Source organism: Collinsella sp. CLA-ER-H11 (assembly GCF_040092445.1).
Classification (GTDB): Bacteria; Actinomycetota; Coriobacteriia; order Coriobacteriales; family Coriobacteriaceae; genus Collinsella.
Map to the genome: position 1 here is coordinate 187,133 of NZ_JBBNLN010000002.1, position 15,870 is coordinate 203,002.

A 15,870-nucleotide genomic window follows, 5' to 3' on the forward strand; every position below is an offset into this window, starting at 1 on the left:
TTCGACAGGCGGTAGCGCGACGATGCGATGTTCGATGAAAATGCGACTGAGACGATATATGTTGACGTGTATACTTGTTCCGGTTTTAAACGCAGGAACGGAGATGGTCGCATGGCACAGCCGGATACGACGCGCACGGTGGGGCTGGCACTCGAGGGAGGCGGCTACCGCGGTATGTATACGGCGGGCGTGCTCGACGTTTGGATGGAGCACGGTTTGACCTGCGACCATATGGTGGGCGTCTCGGCGGGCGCGGCGTTTGGCTACAACTTTAAATCGCGCCAGATCGGCCGTGCCATTCGCTATAACAAGGCCTATTGTGCCGATAAGCGCTATGCGGGTGTAGCAAGCTGGCTGCGGACCGGCGATATGTTCAATGCCGATTTTGCCTATCACGAGGTGCCCATCGAGCGCGATCCCATTGACTTGGAGGCGTATCGCGCCTGTCCCATGCGGTTTACGTGCGTGTGCACCGATATCGAGACGGGCAAGGCCGTCTACCACGACCTGCCCTATGGCGACGAGCGCGATATCGAGTGGATCCGGGCATCGTCGGCGATTCCCGTGGCGACGCGTCCCGTTGCTATTGACGGGCATAAGTATCTGGATGGTGGCGTGGCTGATTCCATTCCCAGTGCATGGCTGTTTGCGCAGGGGTATGACCGCAATATCGTGGTGCTCACGCAGCCGGCAGGCTTTGTGAAGCAGCCCAACAGCGTGATGCCCATGCTGCGTCGCGTGTTCCGTCACTACCCGGAGTTTGTCGCAGCGCTTGAGCATCGGCATGAGGTTTACAATGCCACGCTCGATGACCTGGCACGTCGTGAGGCCGCCGGCGATATCTTTGTGGTGCGTCCGAGCGAATCGGTGAAGGTGCCGTCACTGTGCCGCGAACCCGATGAGCTCGAGCGCATCTATCAGATCGGCCGCCACGATGCGGAGGCGACTTTGCCGGCGTTGGAAGCGTATCTGGCGGGGTAAGGGGCGCATGCGGAAAGCGCATCCCAGAATGGACGTCCAAACTGGGATGCGCTTTCCGTTATTGAAGATATGAGGCTGCAGGGCAACTGCTCGGCCTAGACTTATGCCTGCTGCCAGGTGTCGACGAGCTCCTTGGCTGCGGCGTGGGGGTCATCGGCGCTGCAGACGGCGCTCACCACAAAGAAGCCGTTGACGCCGGTGGCCTTGAGCTGCGGCAGGTCGGCCGTCTTGACGCCGCCGCCCACCACGATGGGCACGGGGCTTGCCGCATGGAGGGCAGCCAGGTCTTCAAAGCTCTTGGTGATGATAGAGCCATCGGCTGCGCGTCCGCAGTCGCGCTTGGTCTCGGTCTCGTGGAGTGGGCCGATGCCCAGGTAGTCGACCAAGCTCATGTCGGCGGTCTTGACGTACTCGAGCATCTCCTCGCAGCGGGCCGAAAGGCCCACGATGGCGTTGGGGCCCAACAGCTTGCGGCAGACCTCGACGGGAATATCGCTTTGGCCCACGTGTACGCCATCGACGGCGATGCCCTGCTCGCGCGCGGCGAGTACGCAGTCCAGGCGGTCGTCGATCAACAAGGCGACCTGACCGGTCTTGCCAGCCTGTGCGATTGCCTGCGCGGCGTCGCCGGTCAGCGCGATGATTTCGCGGGCGCTTGCCACCTTGGAGCGCACCTGAATGCAGGTAAAGCCGGCATCGAGCGCCTGGGCCACCACATCGCCCACGGGGCGCCCGAGGGTGTTTTCGGGGCCGAGTACCAGATAGGCCGAGATATCAAGGTTGTTGCGGATGCTCATCGTGCTTCCTCCTGCTTTTTGATCTGCGCTTCCATGCGCTCGAGTTTGCCGCTCATGGTGTCGGTAAATCCGGGTCGAATATCGGCTTTGAGCACGACTTCGGTTCGGATGCCCTTGCTCGCCAACACAAAGGTTGCGTCGCGCACGACCTGCATGACCTCGTCCCAGTCGCCCTCGATCTCGGTGAACATCGAGGTGGTGCGGTTGGGAAGGCCGCTCTCGCGAATAACACGCACGACCTCGGCGACCTCGGCGGACAGCTCATCGCCGGTGCCGCACGGGGCGATGGCCACGGCGACGAGCGTGTTCATGCCGGCATTGGTTGCGGGCTCGGACATGGCTTATGCCTCCTCGAGCTCGAGTCGGTTATCGGCAATGTCCTGGGCGGTTGCGCGGTAGAGCTCGTCGATAAAGGCGACCTTAAAGCTTGCCGGGGCATCGGCGACAGCGGCGGCACGCGTGCCGGCAACGTTGTAGGCGGCGGTACCGCAGACGGCGGCCGTAAACGGATCGGCAGCGCAGGCGTACACAGCCAGCACGCCGCCCTGCGAACAACCGCAGCCGGTGATCTTGGACATGAGTGGGCTGCCGCCGTGGGACTTGGCCACGGTCGTGCCGTCGGTGATCAGGTCGACTTCGCCCGAGACGACCACGGCGCCGCCGGTGTAGCGGGCGAGCGCCACGGCGGCATCGCGGGCGGCGTCTACCGTGTCGGTGGTATCGACACCGCGCACGCGGCTCAGATCGGCCGCCTCGCCCTCAAGACCCCACAGGCCGGCGAGTGCGATGATCTCGGAGGCGTTGCCGCGTACGATGGCGGGCTTGTACTGCTTGAGCTCGTTTACCAGCTGGGTGCGCAGGCTACCGATACCTAGTCCCACTGGATCGAGCACCCAGGGCTTGCCGGCGTCGTGTGCCGCCTTGGCCGCGCGGGGAATCGTCTGCTCGTAGATGGGGAAGAGCGTGCCCATGTTGAGATAGATGGCGCCGCCGCCGGCAACGAGCGCCTCGCCCTCGTCGGGCAGATAGACCATGGCGGCCGAACCGCCCACGGCGAGCTGCGCGTTGGCGACAAAGTCGATCGTCACCGTGTTGGTGATGGAGCCGGCCATCGGATTGGTGGCGCGAATCTCCTCCACGGCCTTGACCACATTCTGCTTAAGCTGTTCCGAATCAATCACTGCACATGCCTCCTTGGCATAGAAAAGGGGCGCTGTGCATAGACAGCGCCCCTGTAAAGGCGGCATGCTCCCTACGCCAGCATTAACTGACAGGTTCAAAGGATTGGGCCCTATGCCCTCTCAGCCTTGTGGTTTGCACCACCGGCACTCCCGCATCGAATCTGTTGTTCCCTATACTAACGCACCTGCCAAAAAGGGACAGGTTTATTTTGGCAGGTCGTTACAATAGGTAGGACCGATACGAATGGGGGCCTTATGATTAAACTTGTGCTGACCGATATGGACGATACGCTGATTCCAGCCGGGCATGACGGAGCCAGCGACTACGCCATCGAGGGTATTCATGCCATGCAGGCGGCGGGTCTGCACTTTGGTCCGGTTTCGGGTCGTCAGCCGTCCGCGATGGGCTGGATGTTCAAAAATCGTTCCGAGTGTTTTTCGACTGGCGCGTTCTGTAACGGCCAGGTGATGTTTGTCGACGGCGAGGTTGTTGCCTCCCGTGCGAGCGACAACGGTGCCCTCATGCGTCTTGCCGACTATCTTGAGCAAGAGACCGACGATACCTATCTGAAGGTCTATAGCCTGGGCGATGACTTTTGGGGCAACGATGCCTACTGCGTGACGAGCGATCCCGAGCGCGTGCGTCGCGCTATGGAGTCGGGCGGCAATGCGTGGCTCAAAGGCGAAGAGGCCCCGTGCCGTCCCGTCGTTGATGACGCGCCGGTGTTTAAGGCGAATATCTGGAGTGCCCGTTCGCGTGAGGAGCTCGCGGAGCTACGCGAGCGCGTTGCCGCTGAGGTGCCGGAACTCTCGCTTGTGTTTCCCAACAATCGTGTGCGCCTGTTCGACATCCTTCCGGCCGGTTGGGACAAGGGCTGCGCTGCGCTGGAGCTGGCGCGCGCTTTGGGCCTGGCGCCCGACGAGGTGGCCGTATTTGGCGATTCCGATAACGACCTGCCCATGATCGATGCCGTTCCCAACTCCGTTGCAGTCGCCAATGCCAACGAGGCCGTCACGGCTGCCGCGCGCTGGCATATCGGCGCTGCGGCAGACGATGCGGTCGCCGGGGCTCTGCATCAGATTGCCGCCTGCGCCGCGACGGGGGAGATGCCACCGTTTATGCGTCAGATGGACGCGGCGGGTCTTGGCATCACGAACGTCTAGGGAGAAAGCCATGAAGCTTCAGCAGCTCAGGTATGTCGTCAAAGTTGCCGAATGCGGCAGCATCACCGAGGCCTCGCGCCGACTCTTTGTGTCGCAGCCTTCGATTACCGCGTCGATTCGCGATCTCGAAAACGAGATGGGTGTGCACATCTTTGAGCGCACCAACAAGGGCGTCATTGTGTCCGAGGAAGGCGAGACCTTCTTGGGCTATGCGCGCCAGGTGCTCGATCAGGCCGATCTGCTCGAAGGCAAGTACAAGGGCGCGTCCGAGCAGGTGCCGCACTTTAGTGTGAGCTGCCAGCATTATTCCTTTGCCGTTAATGCGTTTGTCGATGTGATCCGTGAGTTCGATGCCGCGCGCTACGACTTTACCCTGCGCGAGGAACAGACCCACGAGATTATCGAGGACGTCGCGCATATGAAAAGCGAGCTCGGCATCCTGTATCTGTCGGAGCACAATCGCGAGGTCATCGAGCGCATGCTGGCGGCCAACGAGCTCGTATTCGAAGGGCTCTTCTGCGCCGCGCCGCATGTCTTCGTGTGCGCCGACCATCCACTGGCGGACCACGCCAGCGTGACACTCGAGGATCTCGAGGACTATCCGTTTTTGTCCTATGAGCAGGGCAGCTACAACTCGTTTTACTATTCCGAGGAGCTGACCTCGACCTTTGAGCGCCGCAAGAATATCCGCGTGCGTGACCGTGCGACACTGTTCAACCTGGCCATGGGCCTCAACGGCTACACGGTGTGTTCGGGCGTGATCAGCCATGAACTTAACGGCCCCGGTATTATCTCGATTCCGCTCGATGTGGACGAGTACATGGAGATCGGCATCATCACGCGCAAGAACACGACACTTACGCGCTACGGGCAGGCCTATATCGATGCGATTCGTCAGCATATCTAGGCTGCTGTGCTCCGCGCGGGTCAAATCTCTTTATGGCAGTCCAGACTGATATAGGAAGCATCTATATCAAACTGTCATAAACGTATATTTTACGATGGCCATATAAGCGCTCATACTCTGTCTCGGTAAAGCAACCAATGCAAAGGGAGATATCTATGAGCACTTCGATTCAACCGAACGCGCCGTTTCGCGCCGATATCGTCGGCAGCTTTCTTCGTCCGCAGGCCGTAAAGGACGCCCGTGCCGCCTACGCCGCGGGCACGCTTGATGCCGAGGGGCTTAAGGCCGTCGAGGACGATGCCATTCGCGATTTGGTGGACAAGCAAAAGGCCGCTGGCCTGCAGGTGATTACCGATGGCGAGTTCCGCCGCAGTTACTGGCACCTCGACTTTATGTGGGGGCTCAACGGCATTGAACGCCGTACCTCGCGTACGGGCTATATGTTCCACGACGAGGAGACCACGGCCGATACCGCCGTGGTGACCGGCCCCATCAGCGGCGAGAACCATCCGTTCGTCGAGCACTTTAAGTTTGTCAAGGCACTTGAGGGCGAGGGCCAGGTCGCGCGTCAAACCATCCCGGCGCCGATCCAGACGTTCTCTGAGGTCACGCTCGATCGCTGCGACGGCCAGCAGGAGAGCCTGCGCGCTGTCTATAAGACCGATGAGGAACTTGCCGACGCCATTGCAGCCGCTTATCGCACGGTGATCGCCGACCTGTACGCAGCAGGCTGCCGCAACATCCAGTTTGATGACTGCACCTGGGGCATTTACTGCGATACCGATTTTGTCGCCAAAACCGGCATGAGCCCGGTCGACCTGCAAAAGGTAAGCGAGCTGGGCGTGGCGCTCAACAACGCCGCCATCGAGGGCAAGCCCGATGACCTGGTCATTAACACGCACGTGTGCCGTGGTAACTACCACTCTACCTATGCCTTCGAGGGCGGCTATGACCCCATCGCGCCGTACCTGTTCGCACACGAGGATGTCGACGCATTTTACCTGGAGTTCGATACGCCGCGCGCCGGCGGTTTTGAGCCGCTCAAGTACGTTGCCCCGGGCAAGAAGGTCGTGCTGGGCTTGGTAACCACCAAGGCGGCAGAGCTCGAGAACGAGGATGTTATCGTCGAGCGCATCCGCGAAGCCGCAAAGTACGTGCCGCTCGAGAACCTGTACCTGTCGCCCCAGTGCGGCTTTGCCAGCTGCGAGATTGGCAACAAGTTGACCGAGGACGAGCAATGGGCAAAGATCGCGCTGGTCAAGCGCATTGCTGAGCGCGTTTGGAAGTAGCAGTACCGTTTGCGGGGACGGTGCGTGCGGGGCGGCATATATCACGTACAATGATTCGGATCGTATCGTTCGGGCAGGTTATCCGATATGCCTGATCGCCCTTCCATTCGAAAGGACATCCATGTCCCAGTCCTCGACGCCCGCCGTCAGCGATGCCATCTACGACGCATCGTCGCTCGGCCGCCCGCGCATGTTCCTGCTCGGTCTGCAGCACCTGTTTGCCATGTTTGGCGCCACCGTGCTGGTGCCCGTGCTCACCGGTCTCTCGGTTTCGGCGACGCTTTTGTTTGCCGGCTTGGGCACGCTGCTGTTCCACTTCTTGTCGCGCGGTAAGGTGCCGGCATTTTTGGGCTCGTCGTTTGCCTTTATCGCGGGTTATACCGCCATCGCACCCAACGGCGAGGCCGAGCTTTTGCCCTACGCTTGTCTGGGCGTTGCCTGCGCCGGCCTGCTCTATCCGGCGCTGGCGGCCCTGTTCCGCGCGTTTGGCGCCAAGCGTGTCATGCGCTTCTTCCCGCCGGTAGTGACCGGCCCCATCGTCATTTCCATCGGCCTGATCTTGGCAAGCTCTGCTATCGCCAACTGCCAGACCAATTGGCTTGTTGCTGTTGTCGCTGTGGCCGTCATCGTCATCTGCAATATTTGGGGCCGCGGCATGGTCAAGATCGTGCCGATCCTGCTGGGCGTCGTGGTGAGCTATGCCGTTGCGGCCGCGTTGGGTGAGGTCGATTTTTCGGGCGTTGCCGCCGCGCCGTGGGTCGGTTTGCCCATCGTGTGGAACAACACCGTGTTTGCGCTCTTTGGACCGCAGTTCGATAGCGGTCTTGCTACGACGGCCATCATCACCATCATGCCGCTGGCCTTTGCAACTATGATCGAGCATATTGGCGATATCTCCGCCATTGGCTCTACCTGCGAACGCAATTACATTGCCGATCCCGGTCTGCACCGTACCCTGCTCGGCGATGGCCTGGCGACCATCTTGGCATCGCTTTTTGGCGCTCCCGCCAATACGACGTATGGCGAGAACACCGGTGTGCTTGCCCTGACGCGCGTGTTCGACCCGCGCGTGATTCGCATTGCCGCGTGCTGCGCCATCGTGCTTTCGTTCTGCCCCAAGTTCGCTGCCGTAATCGCCGCCATGCCGGCATGCGTTATCGGCGGCGTGTCGCTCGTGCTCTATGGCATGATCAGTGCCGTGGGCGTACGCAACCTCATCGAGAACCAGGTCGATTTCCAGAACAACCGCAACGTGCTGGTGGCAGCTCTGGTGCTCGTGCTTTCACTCGGCATTGCCTATAGCACCGCCGGTGCCATCGTGCTGGAGCTGGGCGGCGTGACCATTTCACTGTCCGGCATTGCCGTGGGCTCGCTGGTTGGCATCGTGCTCAACGCCATCCTACCGGGTAACGACTTTGAGTTTGATGTCTCCGAGCTTGAAGAGGCTGCTGAGTAGCAGCTGCGTTCAGCTAAAACAAGATATGGTGTCCATGCGTATATGCGTGTGGGCACCATTTTTAATGCGTCAGTATCCAGTGGATGCCGCGGGCCATGCGCAAGTCGGTTTGGGCAAAGTGATTGCCGGGGTTGAGTTCCAGCGTCGTGGGAATACCGCGTTCGACGAGCAGCGCTTCCATCGCGCGTGTGTCGTCGAGTACATGCCGCATCATGCGGTTGGGCGTCTTGGTCTCCTTTTTGCCAAGCGACAGGTAGGCGGCGTCGGGCGTAACTGCCATAGCGTGCTTGTGCGCATAGTCGATAAAGCCAGGAAACCACAGGGATCCCGATGCGCTTGCGGCGCGGTCAAAGGCATTGGTTTGCCAGAGGGCCCAAAGCGAAAAGAGGCCTGCCAGCGAGTAGCCAGCAATGCCGCGCCAGGTGGGCGGCTGATGAAGCGACGACTCGACCTGGGGGATTATCTGATTCAGCAGCTCATCAAGAAAACCGGCAGCTTGGCCGCCGAAAGGCTCGGCATCGCGTACGGTTCCGTCGCATTCCCAGGGGCTCAGCTCGCGATTCCAGTTGAGACCGCCAATGGCGACGAGGGTAAATGGCGGACAGTCGAGCTCTCGGCAACACTTATAAACCTCGCTGCCGTCGCCCACGACCACAGGAAGGTAGATGACAGGCGCGCTTTCCGTATGATTCGAATAAACGGTTATCTGCTTTTGATGCGCTTCCATGACGGGCTTCTCTCAGTGTTGTGATATCGGCAGCCCCAATTGTCGCACGCCAGCGTATGCCGGTTGGGCTAGACCAAAGACAATCTCGTGCATCCCCTGCGGACTCATATGGAAAACGCCACCGCCGGAGGGGAGCTCGGCGGTGGCGTTGTTAAACGGTGCTGGGGCTCGGGGCCTTCGCGGGAGCTGCCATGTGCGCAGAGGCGTTTAAGAACGCTTACGGCTCGCCATGGTGCCTGCGGCGATAGCGGCTGTTCCCGCAAGGACGGTTGCCACGATGGCCGCACCCGAGGTGTCGCCGGTTGCCGCGAGCACGCCGGTAGTCTTGGCTTTCGTGGTTGAAGCCGCAACGGCCTTGGTCGGCTTTGAGCCCTCAGGCTTGGGGTTCTGTTTGGACTCCGCGGGCTTGCTTTCTGCGGGCTTGGTCTCGTCGGGCTTGGGGTCTTCCGGCTTGGCTACCTCGGGAGGTGCGATGGTCGTAGTTTTGGCGACTGCTTTGATATAGAGGGAGTCGACCGTGGCGTCGCCCGTGCCGATGGCTTGGCCTGCCTCGTAGATGCCGTCACGGAGCTTGCGATAGTCAATGACCTTGCCGCCTTCGGGCGTCTGGATGGCGGCGTTCTCAATCTTGATGGTGCCGATTGTCTTGCCGTCAGCGCTCATGGCACGGACAAAGATTGCCGCTGTATCTCCTTCGGCCGTTACCTTGCTGCGGATGATCGAGATGACTGCGGGTGTGACGCCCTCGCTGGTCTGGGCGATGATGCCGATGTTCTCGCCTTGGGGTTCGCGCCTCGTCTCGCCATCTTGGTTTTCGCTGTAGGGGATGGGGCCGTCGCCGTTCTCGACATAGCGGGCTATGGCCTTGACAACGGAGTCGCTGATGTAGATGTGGCCGCCCTTCTCGTTGGGTCGATCGTTTCTGGTGGAGAATGCAGCCGAAACCTCGCCTTCCGCAAACGCGTCCACGGTGGAGCCGTTCTTGACGACGATGTCGTCCTGGTAGGTGAAGAGGGCGTTGGCGCCACCGTATCTGCCTTTACTTGCACGGACCGTCACGTTTGCATGATCGAGGGTGATGCCCTTGTGGGCATAGACGCCATATTCAACACCGTTTACGTTGAGGGAGGCGTTTGTGGCTGCGAGGCTGCCCTTGGCCTCGACGGCAGCGTCTTTCTCGGAGCTTGCCTTGACCGTCCCGCCACCCTTGATGGTGAGGTTCTTGTCGGCTCCAATACCCTTGTCCTTGGTAGCCCTGGCGGTGACGGCTCCGCTGTCGTCAATCGTGATATTGCCGTTTGCCCTGATGCCATCCGATGCACCCGTGGCGTTGACGTTGCCCGAACCTTTGATAGCGAGATCACCTCCGGCATTGATGGCATCAAACCCAGTGCTCGTGGCGTTGACGGATCCGGCTCCGTCGATGTTGATATTACCCGTGGAGAGGATAGCGTCCTCAGTAGATGTCACGCTGAGCGTGCCGCCCTCGTCGCCTTGGATATTGAGCTCGGCATTCTCGTTAGTGCCATGAGAAACGTTGATGCTTTCGATCCATTCGGCAGTGACGATGTTGGTTCCCGAGTAATTCACGTTGAGCTTGCCTGCGGCCTGGATCTCGCCGCCGTTATAGTTGTTGAGCTTCAAGTCGTCGGCGCCGTCCCACGACCAGGTACCGGCCTCGTCGCTCGCCGCGGTGTTGTACTTGTTGCCGCCGACCTTGACCCATTCCGCTGCGAGCGAGACGCTCGGCATGAGCAGCGAGCTCACCGTGAGCGCGCACACGGCGCCCGAGACGATGCGGCGCGTCACGCGGCGCCGGCTGCCGTGCGCGAGTCCTATGCGACGGCGAACGTCGGGTTCGGCAACATGGGTTCCGGCGGTAGTGTCATTGCGTTTGGGGGTCGTGAACAAGGCTGCCATGGTTGCTCCCGTTTTCATAGGGCCTATACGACTAGATTCAGCGTATCTGCTGGATGTTGCCGGCGGTAGTGCCGTTTGGAGGGCAAAATGGCCAAAATGGGGGAGAAATAGGCCGCACGCCGGCGCAGGGACCGGCGCTAAAAGAAAAGCGCGGGGCCGCATGGCGACTCCGCGCTTTATTGTTCAGCTTTTGCAGCCTTGCCCTTACGCTACGAAGAAGTAGACGAGGAAGGCAAGGGCCGCGATCCACCCGTCCCGTGCGAAAAAGTGTTTACGAGCGCTTGCGGCTCACCACGGCGCCCACGGCGATGGCGGCTGTTCCTGCAAGGGCGGCTGCCACGATGGCTGCGTTCGAGGCGTCGCCGGTTGCCGCGAGCTTGCCGGTGGTCTTGGCTCCCGTGGCTGCAACTGCAACGGTCTTGGTCGTCTTCGTGCCCTCGGACTTGGAACCCTCGGGCTTGGTCTCGCCGTGCTTCTCCTCGGGTTTGGTCTCCTCGGGAGGCACGATGACCGTGCTCTTGGCGACAGCTTCGTCGTAGGGGGAGTCGACCGTGGCGTCGCCCGTGCCGATGGTTTGACCCGCCTCGTAGGAGATGCTGGAGCCGTACTCTTCTTCGTAGCGATAGTTAATGATCTTGCCGCCTGCGGGCGCCTGGATGGGAGCGCCTTCGATCTTGATGGTGCCGATCGCCTTGCCATCTTCGCTTATGGCAAGAGCGAAGATTGCCGCCGTGTCTCCCTCAGCCGTGAGCTTGCTGCGGACGATCGAGATACTCGCGGGCGTGATGCCCTCGTAGGTCTGGGCGAAGATACCGATGTTCAGACCCCTAGGCTCAGGGATGACCGCGCCGCTTTGGTCGTTGCTGTAGTGATCGGGGCCATCGCCACCGGTCTCGACATAGCGGGCTATAGCCTTAACAACGGAGTCGCTGATGTAGATGTGGCCGCCAGCGACGTTTGGCTGGTGGTTTCTGGTAGAGATTGCAACCGAGAATTTGCCTTCCGCGAACGCGTCCACGATGGAACCATTCTTGATGACGATGTCGTCCCCGTCAGTGATGAGGGCGATGGCCTGGCCGCCGCTCGCGCTTGTACGGACCGTCACGGTCGCGTGATCGAGCGTAACGCCCTTGTAGGCATAGACGCCATATTCAACACCACTTGCGTCAAGGGAGGCGTTCGTGACCGCGAGACTGCCCTCAGTGTCGACGGCAAGATCTCCCTCGGAGTTCGCCTTGACCCGGCTGCCGCCTGAGATGTTGATGCCGTCTTTAGCCCAAATCGCTGCTTCTTCTATCGAGCTTGCTTCTACCTTGCCACCGCCTTTTATGATGAGGTCACTGCCCGCGGTGATGCCGTAGCCTTCGCCTCCTTTAGCGATCACTGTGCCAGAGGAATCGATGGTGGTCTTGCCCTTGGATTGGATGCCTTCGGTACCGCCCGTTGCATTCACGGTGCCCGAGCCCGCGATAGAGAGATCGCCCTTTGCCTCAATTCCGTCGGAAGTAGTGCTTGTGGTGTTCACGGTGCCTGGGCCAGAAATGGAGAGGTCGCCTGTGGATTTAATTGCATCGGCCTCGGCTGTCACATTGAGCTCATCCGTGCTATTCGAGCTCGTTATGTTCAACTCTGCTTTCTGGCTATTGCCATCCTGCGCTTTGATGGCGGCTCCGGTGTAATCGGGCTCGGTTTTCACGGTGTTCTTGCCCTCGTACGCAATGTTGAGCTTGCCTGCAGCATTGATCGCGCCGCCGTCATAGCCGTTGAGCTTCATGTCGTCGGCGCCGTCCCAGGCCCAGGTGCCGGCCTCGTCGCCTGCTGCAGTGTTGTACTGAGTGCCGCCGACGTTGACCCACTCGGCCGCGAGCGAGACGCTCGGCATGAGCAGCGAGCTTGCCGTGAGCGCGCACACGGCGCCCACGACGATGCGGCGTGTCACGCGGCGCCAGCTGCCGTGTGCGAGCAGCGTGTGACGGCGCACGTCGGGCTCGACAAAATGGGCTCCAGAGGTTTTGTCATTGCGCTTGGGGGTCGTGAACAAGGCGGCCATGGTTACTCCCATCCTCATAGGGCCTATGCGATTACATTCAGCATATCTGCAGGATGTAGTCGTCGGTAGTGCCGTTTGGAGGGCAAAATGTCCAAAACTCGGGAAGCAATACATCGCGCGCCCGTGCGTTGCCTGGCTTTAAAAGAAAAGCGCGGAGCCGCTCGATGCGACTCCGCGCTTTGGTGTTCTGCTTTGGCAGCTTTGCCGCTACGCTACAAAGAAGTAGACGAGGAAGGCGAGGGCTGCGATCCACATGAGCGGCTTGATCTTGGAAGCCTCGCCCTTAAAGAGCGCGACGATCACGTAGGCGATAAAGCCCAGACCGATGCCGGCAGAGATGGAGTAGGTGAAGGGCACGCCGGCGACAATCATGAACGCCGGGAAACCCTGCGACACGTCGGACCAGTCGATCTCGGAGGCCTCGCTCATCATGAGGTAGCCGACGTAGACCAGAGCACCGCAGGTGGCGGCGCTGGAAACGATGGTGACGATGGGGGAGAAGAACGCGGCGAGAATGAACAGCACGCCGGTGGTGACGGAGGTGAGGCCCGTGCGGCCACCGTCGGCGGCGCCGGAAGTGGACTCGACGAAGGTGGTGATGGAGGAGACGCCCATGAAACCGCCCACAGCAGCGGCGGCGGAGTCGACGATCAGGATCTCCTTGATATTCTCGACGTTGCCGTCGTCGGTGAGGAACTCGCCCTGCTTGGCCACGGCCATCGCGGTGCCCATGGTGTCGAAGAAGTCACTCATGAGCAGCGAGAACGAGATGACGAGGAGCGTGGGGTCGGTAAGGACCTTGACGATGGCGGGCACGCCGCCGGCGTCGGCGATGGGGCCACCGATGCTCGAGAAGTCGAGCGGTGCGATGAGGCCCTCGGGGGCGTGGGTGACGCCCAGCGGGATACCGGCGATAACGGCGACGATGATGCCGATGAGCAGCGAGCCCGGCACGTTGCGGGAAGCCAGGGCAACCGTCACGACGATGGAGATGATGCCGACGATAAAGGTGGGGGAGGCGATGTCGCCCAGACCGACGAGTGTACCGGCGCCAGCGGTGATAATGCCGGCATCGCATAGGCCAATCATGGCGATGAACAGGCCCAGACCCACCGAGATGGCGTGACGCAGGACAACCGGGATGGCGTCCATGATGGCCTCGCGCAGGCCACAAAGCACGAGCAGCAAGATGACGATACCCTCAAGGAAGATGACGCTCATGGCCACGTGCCAGTCACCGCCGCAGACGGTGGTGGTGATTCCGGCGATCATCGCGTTGACGCCTAAGCCCGACGCGCAGGCGAGCGGGCGGTTGGCGAAGATGCCCATGCAGATGGTCATGATGCCGGCGCCCAGGCAGGTGGCGCAGGCGAGCGCTCCCGCATCGATGCCAGCGCCCGAGAGCACCGCGGGGTTGACGGCGATGATGTAGGCCATCGCCAGGAATGTTGTCAGTCCAGCGCGGAGTTCGGTCCCGATTGTGGACTTGCGCTCACTGACGTGAAAAAGTTCGTCCATGCATACCCTTTCCTTGTTCGGCCCCGAGTTTAGGCCGATTGACACGAACTCAACTACTATAGCCCCTTTACGACGCTGTTGTTCCTCGCATGTTGATGTTCGGCGCTTTGTAGCAGACGGACGGTATTTTTCGCATGAAAATGTGTGGGTACCGTATACTTAAGCGGTTACAACGACCCCTATGGAGGAACGTATGATTAAAGAGCTCTGCCACGACGAGGCTATTCTGTCTCAGCGTTGCGAGGTTGCGACCGTCGAGGACGAGTCGGTTGCTCAGGACCTGATCGATACCATCAAGTCACTCGATGATGCCGGCTGCCTTGCTGCCAACCAGATTGGCGTTACCAAGAAGGTTTGCGTCTACCTGGACGATGCCGGCGAGCCCCACGTGCTCTACAACCCCCGTCTGGTGTTTGGCCTGGGCGCCAGCAAGATGGAGGAGAGCTGCCTGACGCACGAGGAGGTCACCAAGTCCACGCGCTACATCAAGTGCAAGGTCGCTTATGACGTGATCGTCGACGGCAAGATGCGCGAGCGCAAGCAGGACTTCGTCGGCTTCGAGGCGCAAATGGTCCAGCATATGATCGACCACTGTCTCGGCAAGTTGGTCTAAGGGGACCAAAGCACCGCACCTTGCCGCTCAATCGTCGCTTGCGTACCGTTAGTACGCGGCGCTCCTCTTTCGTGGCAATCTGCGGCACTTTGACCCCTTAGACGACCTGCGGGGTTAACTTGGTTGAGTTTATCCAGCTTGAATAGTCCGGGCGTGACATTGTTGTCATGTCCGGGCTTTTGTGTTTAGCGCCTTTTTGTTTGGTGACAATAACCTTAGCAAGAACGTAAAGCTAGGAGGCGCTATGTGCACGAGTATTCGATTTACCGATAATTCTGGCCACATGTATCTGGGCCGCAATCTCGACTGGAGCTTTGACTACGGCCAACAGGTTCGCGTGATGCCGCGCGGGTTCCACATTCCGTATTCGTTTATCGACGACGCGACAGCGGCACACGCGGTGATCGGTATGTGCATCGATTACAAGAACTACCCTATGTTCTTCGATTGCGGCAACGATGCGGGCCTCGCCGTGGCGGGCCTCAATTTCCCGGGTTATGCCGAGTATGCCGAGGGGCCGGTTGATGGAAAGACCAATATCGCGGCTTATGAGTTTCCCCTGTGGGTGGCAGCGACGTTCTCGACGGTCGATGAGGTCGAGGCCGCGCTGCGCGACACGGTGATTGTCGCCAAATCTGCAGGAGAGGGGCTGGGCGTGTCGCTGCTCCATTGGATTATCGGCGACAGCCAGCGCAGCATCGTGGTCGAGATGATGGCTGATGGCCTGCATGTATACGACGATCCGGTCGACACCCTTGCCAACCAGCCGACCTTCCCGTGGCACATGGAAAACCTCCGCACCTATATCACCGCCACAAGCGATTTTCCGCAGACGGCGACATGGCGTGGCGCCGAGCTCAAGCCCTATGGCGCGGGTGCCGGCATGCGCGGCATTCCGGGCGATTGCTATTCGCCGAGCCGTTTTGTAAAGGCGGCGTACCTCAATGCCAATTACCCGCAAAAGGAGAGCGAGACCGAAAACGTCGTCCGCATGTTCCGCTCGCTCGAGGGCGTGGTGATGATCGAGGGGGCGTCCAGGATGGGCGATGGCAAGTTCGAGAAGACTATCTACACCGGATGCTTTAGCGCGCGCACGGGCAATTATTACTACGCGATGTATGGGGATCCGTCGATTCGCTACGTGAGCCTGATGGATGCCGAGGGCGCGAGCCCCGATAGGCTCGTGGTTCCCGAGCCGCGTCGTTCGTAGCCGTTAGCTTTACTGCAATGCAAAGCGGCCCTGCGTCTCTCGTGAGGTGCAGGGCCG

General features: G+C 60.5%; 14 protein-coding genes and 1 riboswitch. Of the genes, 7 read left to right on the plus strand and 7 right to left on the minus strand.

Translation table 11 applies throughout. The features are described 5' to 3' along the window. Nucleotides 1-111 precede the first annotated feature (111 nt). Nucleotides 112-981: a patatin family protein gene (locus AAAX35_RS02390; RefSeq protein WP_349116620.1), complete on the plus strand. Its 870-nt coding sequence runs from the start codon at nt 112-114 to the stop codon at nt 979-981. Between the two features lie 101 nt (nt 982-1,082). Here the strand turns inward: AAAX35_RS02390 and AAAX35_RS02395 are convergent, their stop codons facing one another. Genes AAAX35_RS02395 through thiM form a run of 3 tightly spaced genes read right to left on the minus strand, consistent with a single transcriptional unit; the run spans nt 1,083 to nt 2,959 of the window. Continuing rightward, entirely contained in the window at nt 1,083-1,778 is a 696-nt protein-coding gene (locus AAAX35_RS02395; RefSeq protein ID WP_349116621.1) for a thiamine phosphate synthase, read from the minus strand. Then, nucleotides 1,775-2,116 (minus strand): thiamine-binding protein, encoded by a 342-nt coding sequence (locus AAAX35_RS02400; protein ID WP_349116622.1) that lies wholly within the window; start codon nt 2,114-2,116, stop codon nt 1,775-1,777. Before AAAX35_RS02400 ends, AAAX35_RS02395 begins: the two co-directional genes overlap by 4 nt. A 3-nt stretch (nt 2,117-2,119) precedes the next feature. Then, the gene (thiM, locus tag AAAX35_RS02405; RefSeq protein WP_349116623.1) at nt 2,120-2,959 is read right to left on the minus strand and encodes a hydroxyethylthiazole kinase; all 840 of its coding nucleotides are present in this window, start codon (nt 2,957-2,959) and stop codon (nt 2,120-2,122) included. Between the two features lie 51 nt (nt 2,960-3,010). Further along, a riboswitch (TPP riboswitch) is annotated at nt 3,011-3,121 on the minus strand. A 93-nt stretch (nt 3,122-3,214) separates the two neighbouring features. Here thiM and AAAX35_RS02410 point away from each other — a divergent pair. From AAAX35_RS02410 to AAAX35_RS02425, 4 genes are all read left to right on the plus strand, one after another. Continuing rightward, nucleotides 3,215-4,123, plus strand: a complete 909-nt coding sequence (locus AAAX35_RS02410) for an HAD family hydrolase (protein ID WP_349116624.1) — start codon at nt 3,215-3,217, stop codon at nt 4,121-4,123. 10 nt (nt 4,124-4,133) lie between these two features. Next, nucleotides 4,134-5,030, plus strand: a complete 897-nt coding sequence (locus tag AAAX35_RS02415; protein ID WP_253056567.1) for a LysR family transcriptional regulator — start codon at nt 4,134-4,136, stop codon at nt 5,028-5,030. A gap of 155 nt (nt 5,031-5,185) precedes the next feature. Then, entirely contained in the window at nt 5,186-6,319 is a 1,134-nt protein-coding gene (locus AAAX35_RS02420; RefSeq protein ID WP_349116625.1) for a 5-methyltetrahydropteroyltriglutamate--homocysteine S-methyltransferase, read from the plus strand. 121 nt (nt 6,320-6,440) lie between these two features. Next, on the plus strand, nt 6,441-7,775 hold the full coding sequence (locus tag AAAX35_RS02425) for a uracil-xanthine permease family protein (RefSeq protein ID WP_349116626.1): 1,335 nt from the start codon (nt 6,441-6,443) through the stop codon (nt 7,773-7,775). 61 nt (nt 7,776-7,836) lie between these two features. Here the strand turns inward: AAAX35_RS02425 and AAAX35_RS02430 are convergent, their stop codons facing one another. The 4 genes from AAAX35_RS02430 to AAAX35_RS02445 all read right to left on the minus strand — a co-directional run bounded on the left by AAAX35_RS02430 (nt 7,837) and on the right by AAAX35_RS02445 (nt 13,990). Beyond that, nucleotides 7,837-8,502, minus strand: coding sequence for an alpha/beta hydrolase-fold protein (locus AAAX35_RS02430; RefSeq protein ID WP_349116627.1), 666 nt, complete (start codon nt 8,500-8,502; stop codon nt 7,837-7,839). 207 nt (nt 8,503-8,709) lie between these two features. Then, a complete protein-coding gene (locus AAAX35_RS02435) occupies nt 8,710-10,422 on the minus strand; it encodes a hypothetical protein (RefSeq protein WP_349116628.1) in 1,713 nt (570 codons plus the stop codon). Between the two features lie 271 nt (nt 10,423-10,693). Beyond that, on the minus strand, nt 10,694-12,472 hold the full coding sequence (locus AAAX35_RS02440; protein ID WP_349116629.1) for a hypothetical protein: 1,779 nt from the start codon (nt 12,470-12,472) through the stop codon (nt 10,694-10,696). A gap of 207 nt (nt 12,473-12,679) precedes the next feature. Continuing rightward, complete coding sequence (locus AAAX35_RS02445; RefSeq protein WP_349116630.1) at nt 12,680-13,990, minus strand: NCS2 family permease; 1,311 nt, start codon at nt 13,988-13,990, stop codon at nt 12,680-12,682. A gap of 193 nt (nt 13,991-14,183) precedes the next feature. Here AAAX35_RS02445 and AAAX35_RS02450 point away from each other — a divergent pair, with 193 nt between their 5' ends. Both AAAX35_RS02450 and bsh read left to right on the plus strand, forming a co-directional pair. Then, entirely contained in the window at nt 14,184-14,603 is a 420-nt protein-coding gene (locus AAAX35_RS02450) for a peptide deformylase (protein ID WP_138375320.1), read from the plus strand. A gap of 244 nt (nt 14,604-14,847) precedes the next feature. Then, nucleotides 14,848-15,813, plus strand: coding sequence for a choloylglycine hydrolase (gene bsh / locus AAAX35_RS02455; protein WP_055310022.1), 966 nt, complete (start codon nt 14,848-14,850; stop codon nt 15,811-15,813). Nucleotides 15,814-15,870: the final 57 nt, after the last annotated feature.

Excerpts from the sequence above, each read along its gene's own strand:
- AAAX35_RS02430 (WP_349116627.1), bottom strand. The coding sequence starts at position 8,502 with ATGGAAGCGCATCAAAAGCAGATAACCGTTTATTCGAATCATACGGAA.
- AAAX35_RS02440 (WP_349116629.1), bottom strand. The coding sequence starts at position 12,472 with ATGGCCGCCTTGTTCACGACCCCCAAGCGCAATGACAAAACCTCTGGA.
- AAAX35_RS02400 (WP_349116622.1), bottom strand. The coding sequence starts at position 2,116 with ATGTCCGAGCCCGCAACCAATGCCGGCATGAACACGCTCGTCGCCGTG.
- AAAX35_RS02450 (WP_138375320.1), top strand. The coding sequence starts at position 14,184 with ATGATTAAAGAGCTCTGCCACGACGAGGCTATTCTGTCTCAGCGTTGC.
- AAAX35_RS02390 (WP_349116620.1), top strand. The coding sequence starts at position 112 with ATGGCACAGCCGGATACGACGCGCACGGTGGGGCTGGCACTCGAGGGA.
- bsh (WP_055310022.1), top strand. The coding sequence starts at position 14,848 with ATGTGCACGAGTATTCGATTTACCGATAATTCTGGCCACATGTATCTG.
- AAAX35_RS02445 (WP_349116630.1), bottom strand. The coding sequence starts at position 13,990 with ATGGACGAACTTTTTCACGTCAGTGAGCGCAAGTCCACAATCGGGACC.
- AAAX35_RS02410 (WP_349116624.1), top strand. The coding sequence starts at position 3,215 with ATGATTAAACTTGTGCTGACCGATATGGACGATACGCTGATTCCAGCC.
- AAAX35_RS02435 (WP_349116628.1), bottom strand. The coding sequence starts at position 10,422 with ATGGCAGCCTTGTTCACGACCCCCAAACGCAATGACACTACCGCCGGA.
- AAAX35_RS02415 (WP_253056567.1), top strand. The coding sequence starts at position 4,134 with ATGAAGCTTCAGCAGCTCAGGTATGTCGTCAAAGTTGCCGAATGCGGC.
- AAAX35_RS02420 (WP_349116625.1), top strand. The coding sequence starts at position 5,186 with ATGAGCACTTCGATTCAACCGAACGCGCCGTTTCGCGCCGATATCGTC.
- AAAX35_RS02395 (WP_349116621.1), bottom strand. The coding sequence starts at position 1,778 with ATGAGCATCCGCAACAACCTTGATATCTCGGCCTATCTGGTACTCGGC.
- AAAX35_RS02425 (WP_349116626.1), top strand. The coding sequence starts at position 6,441 with ATGTCCCAGTCCTCGACGCCCGCCGTCAGCGATGCCATCTACGACGCA.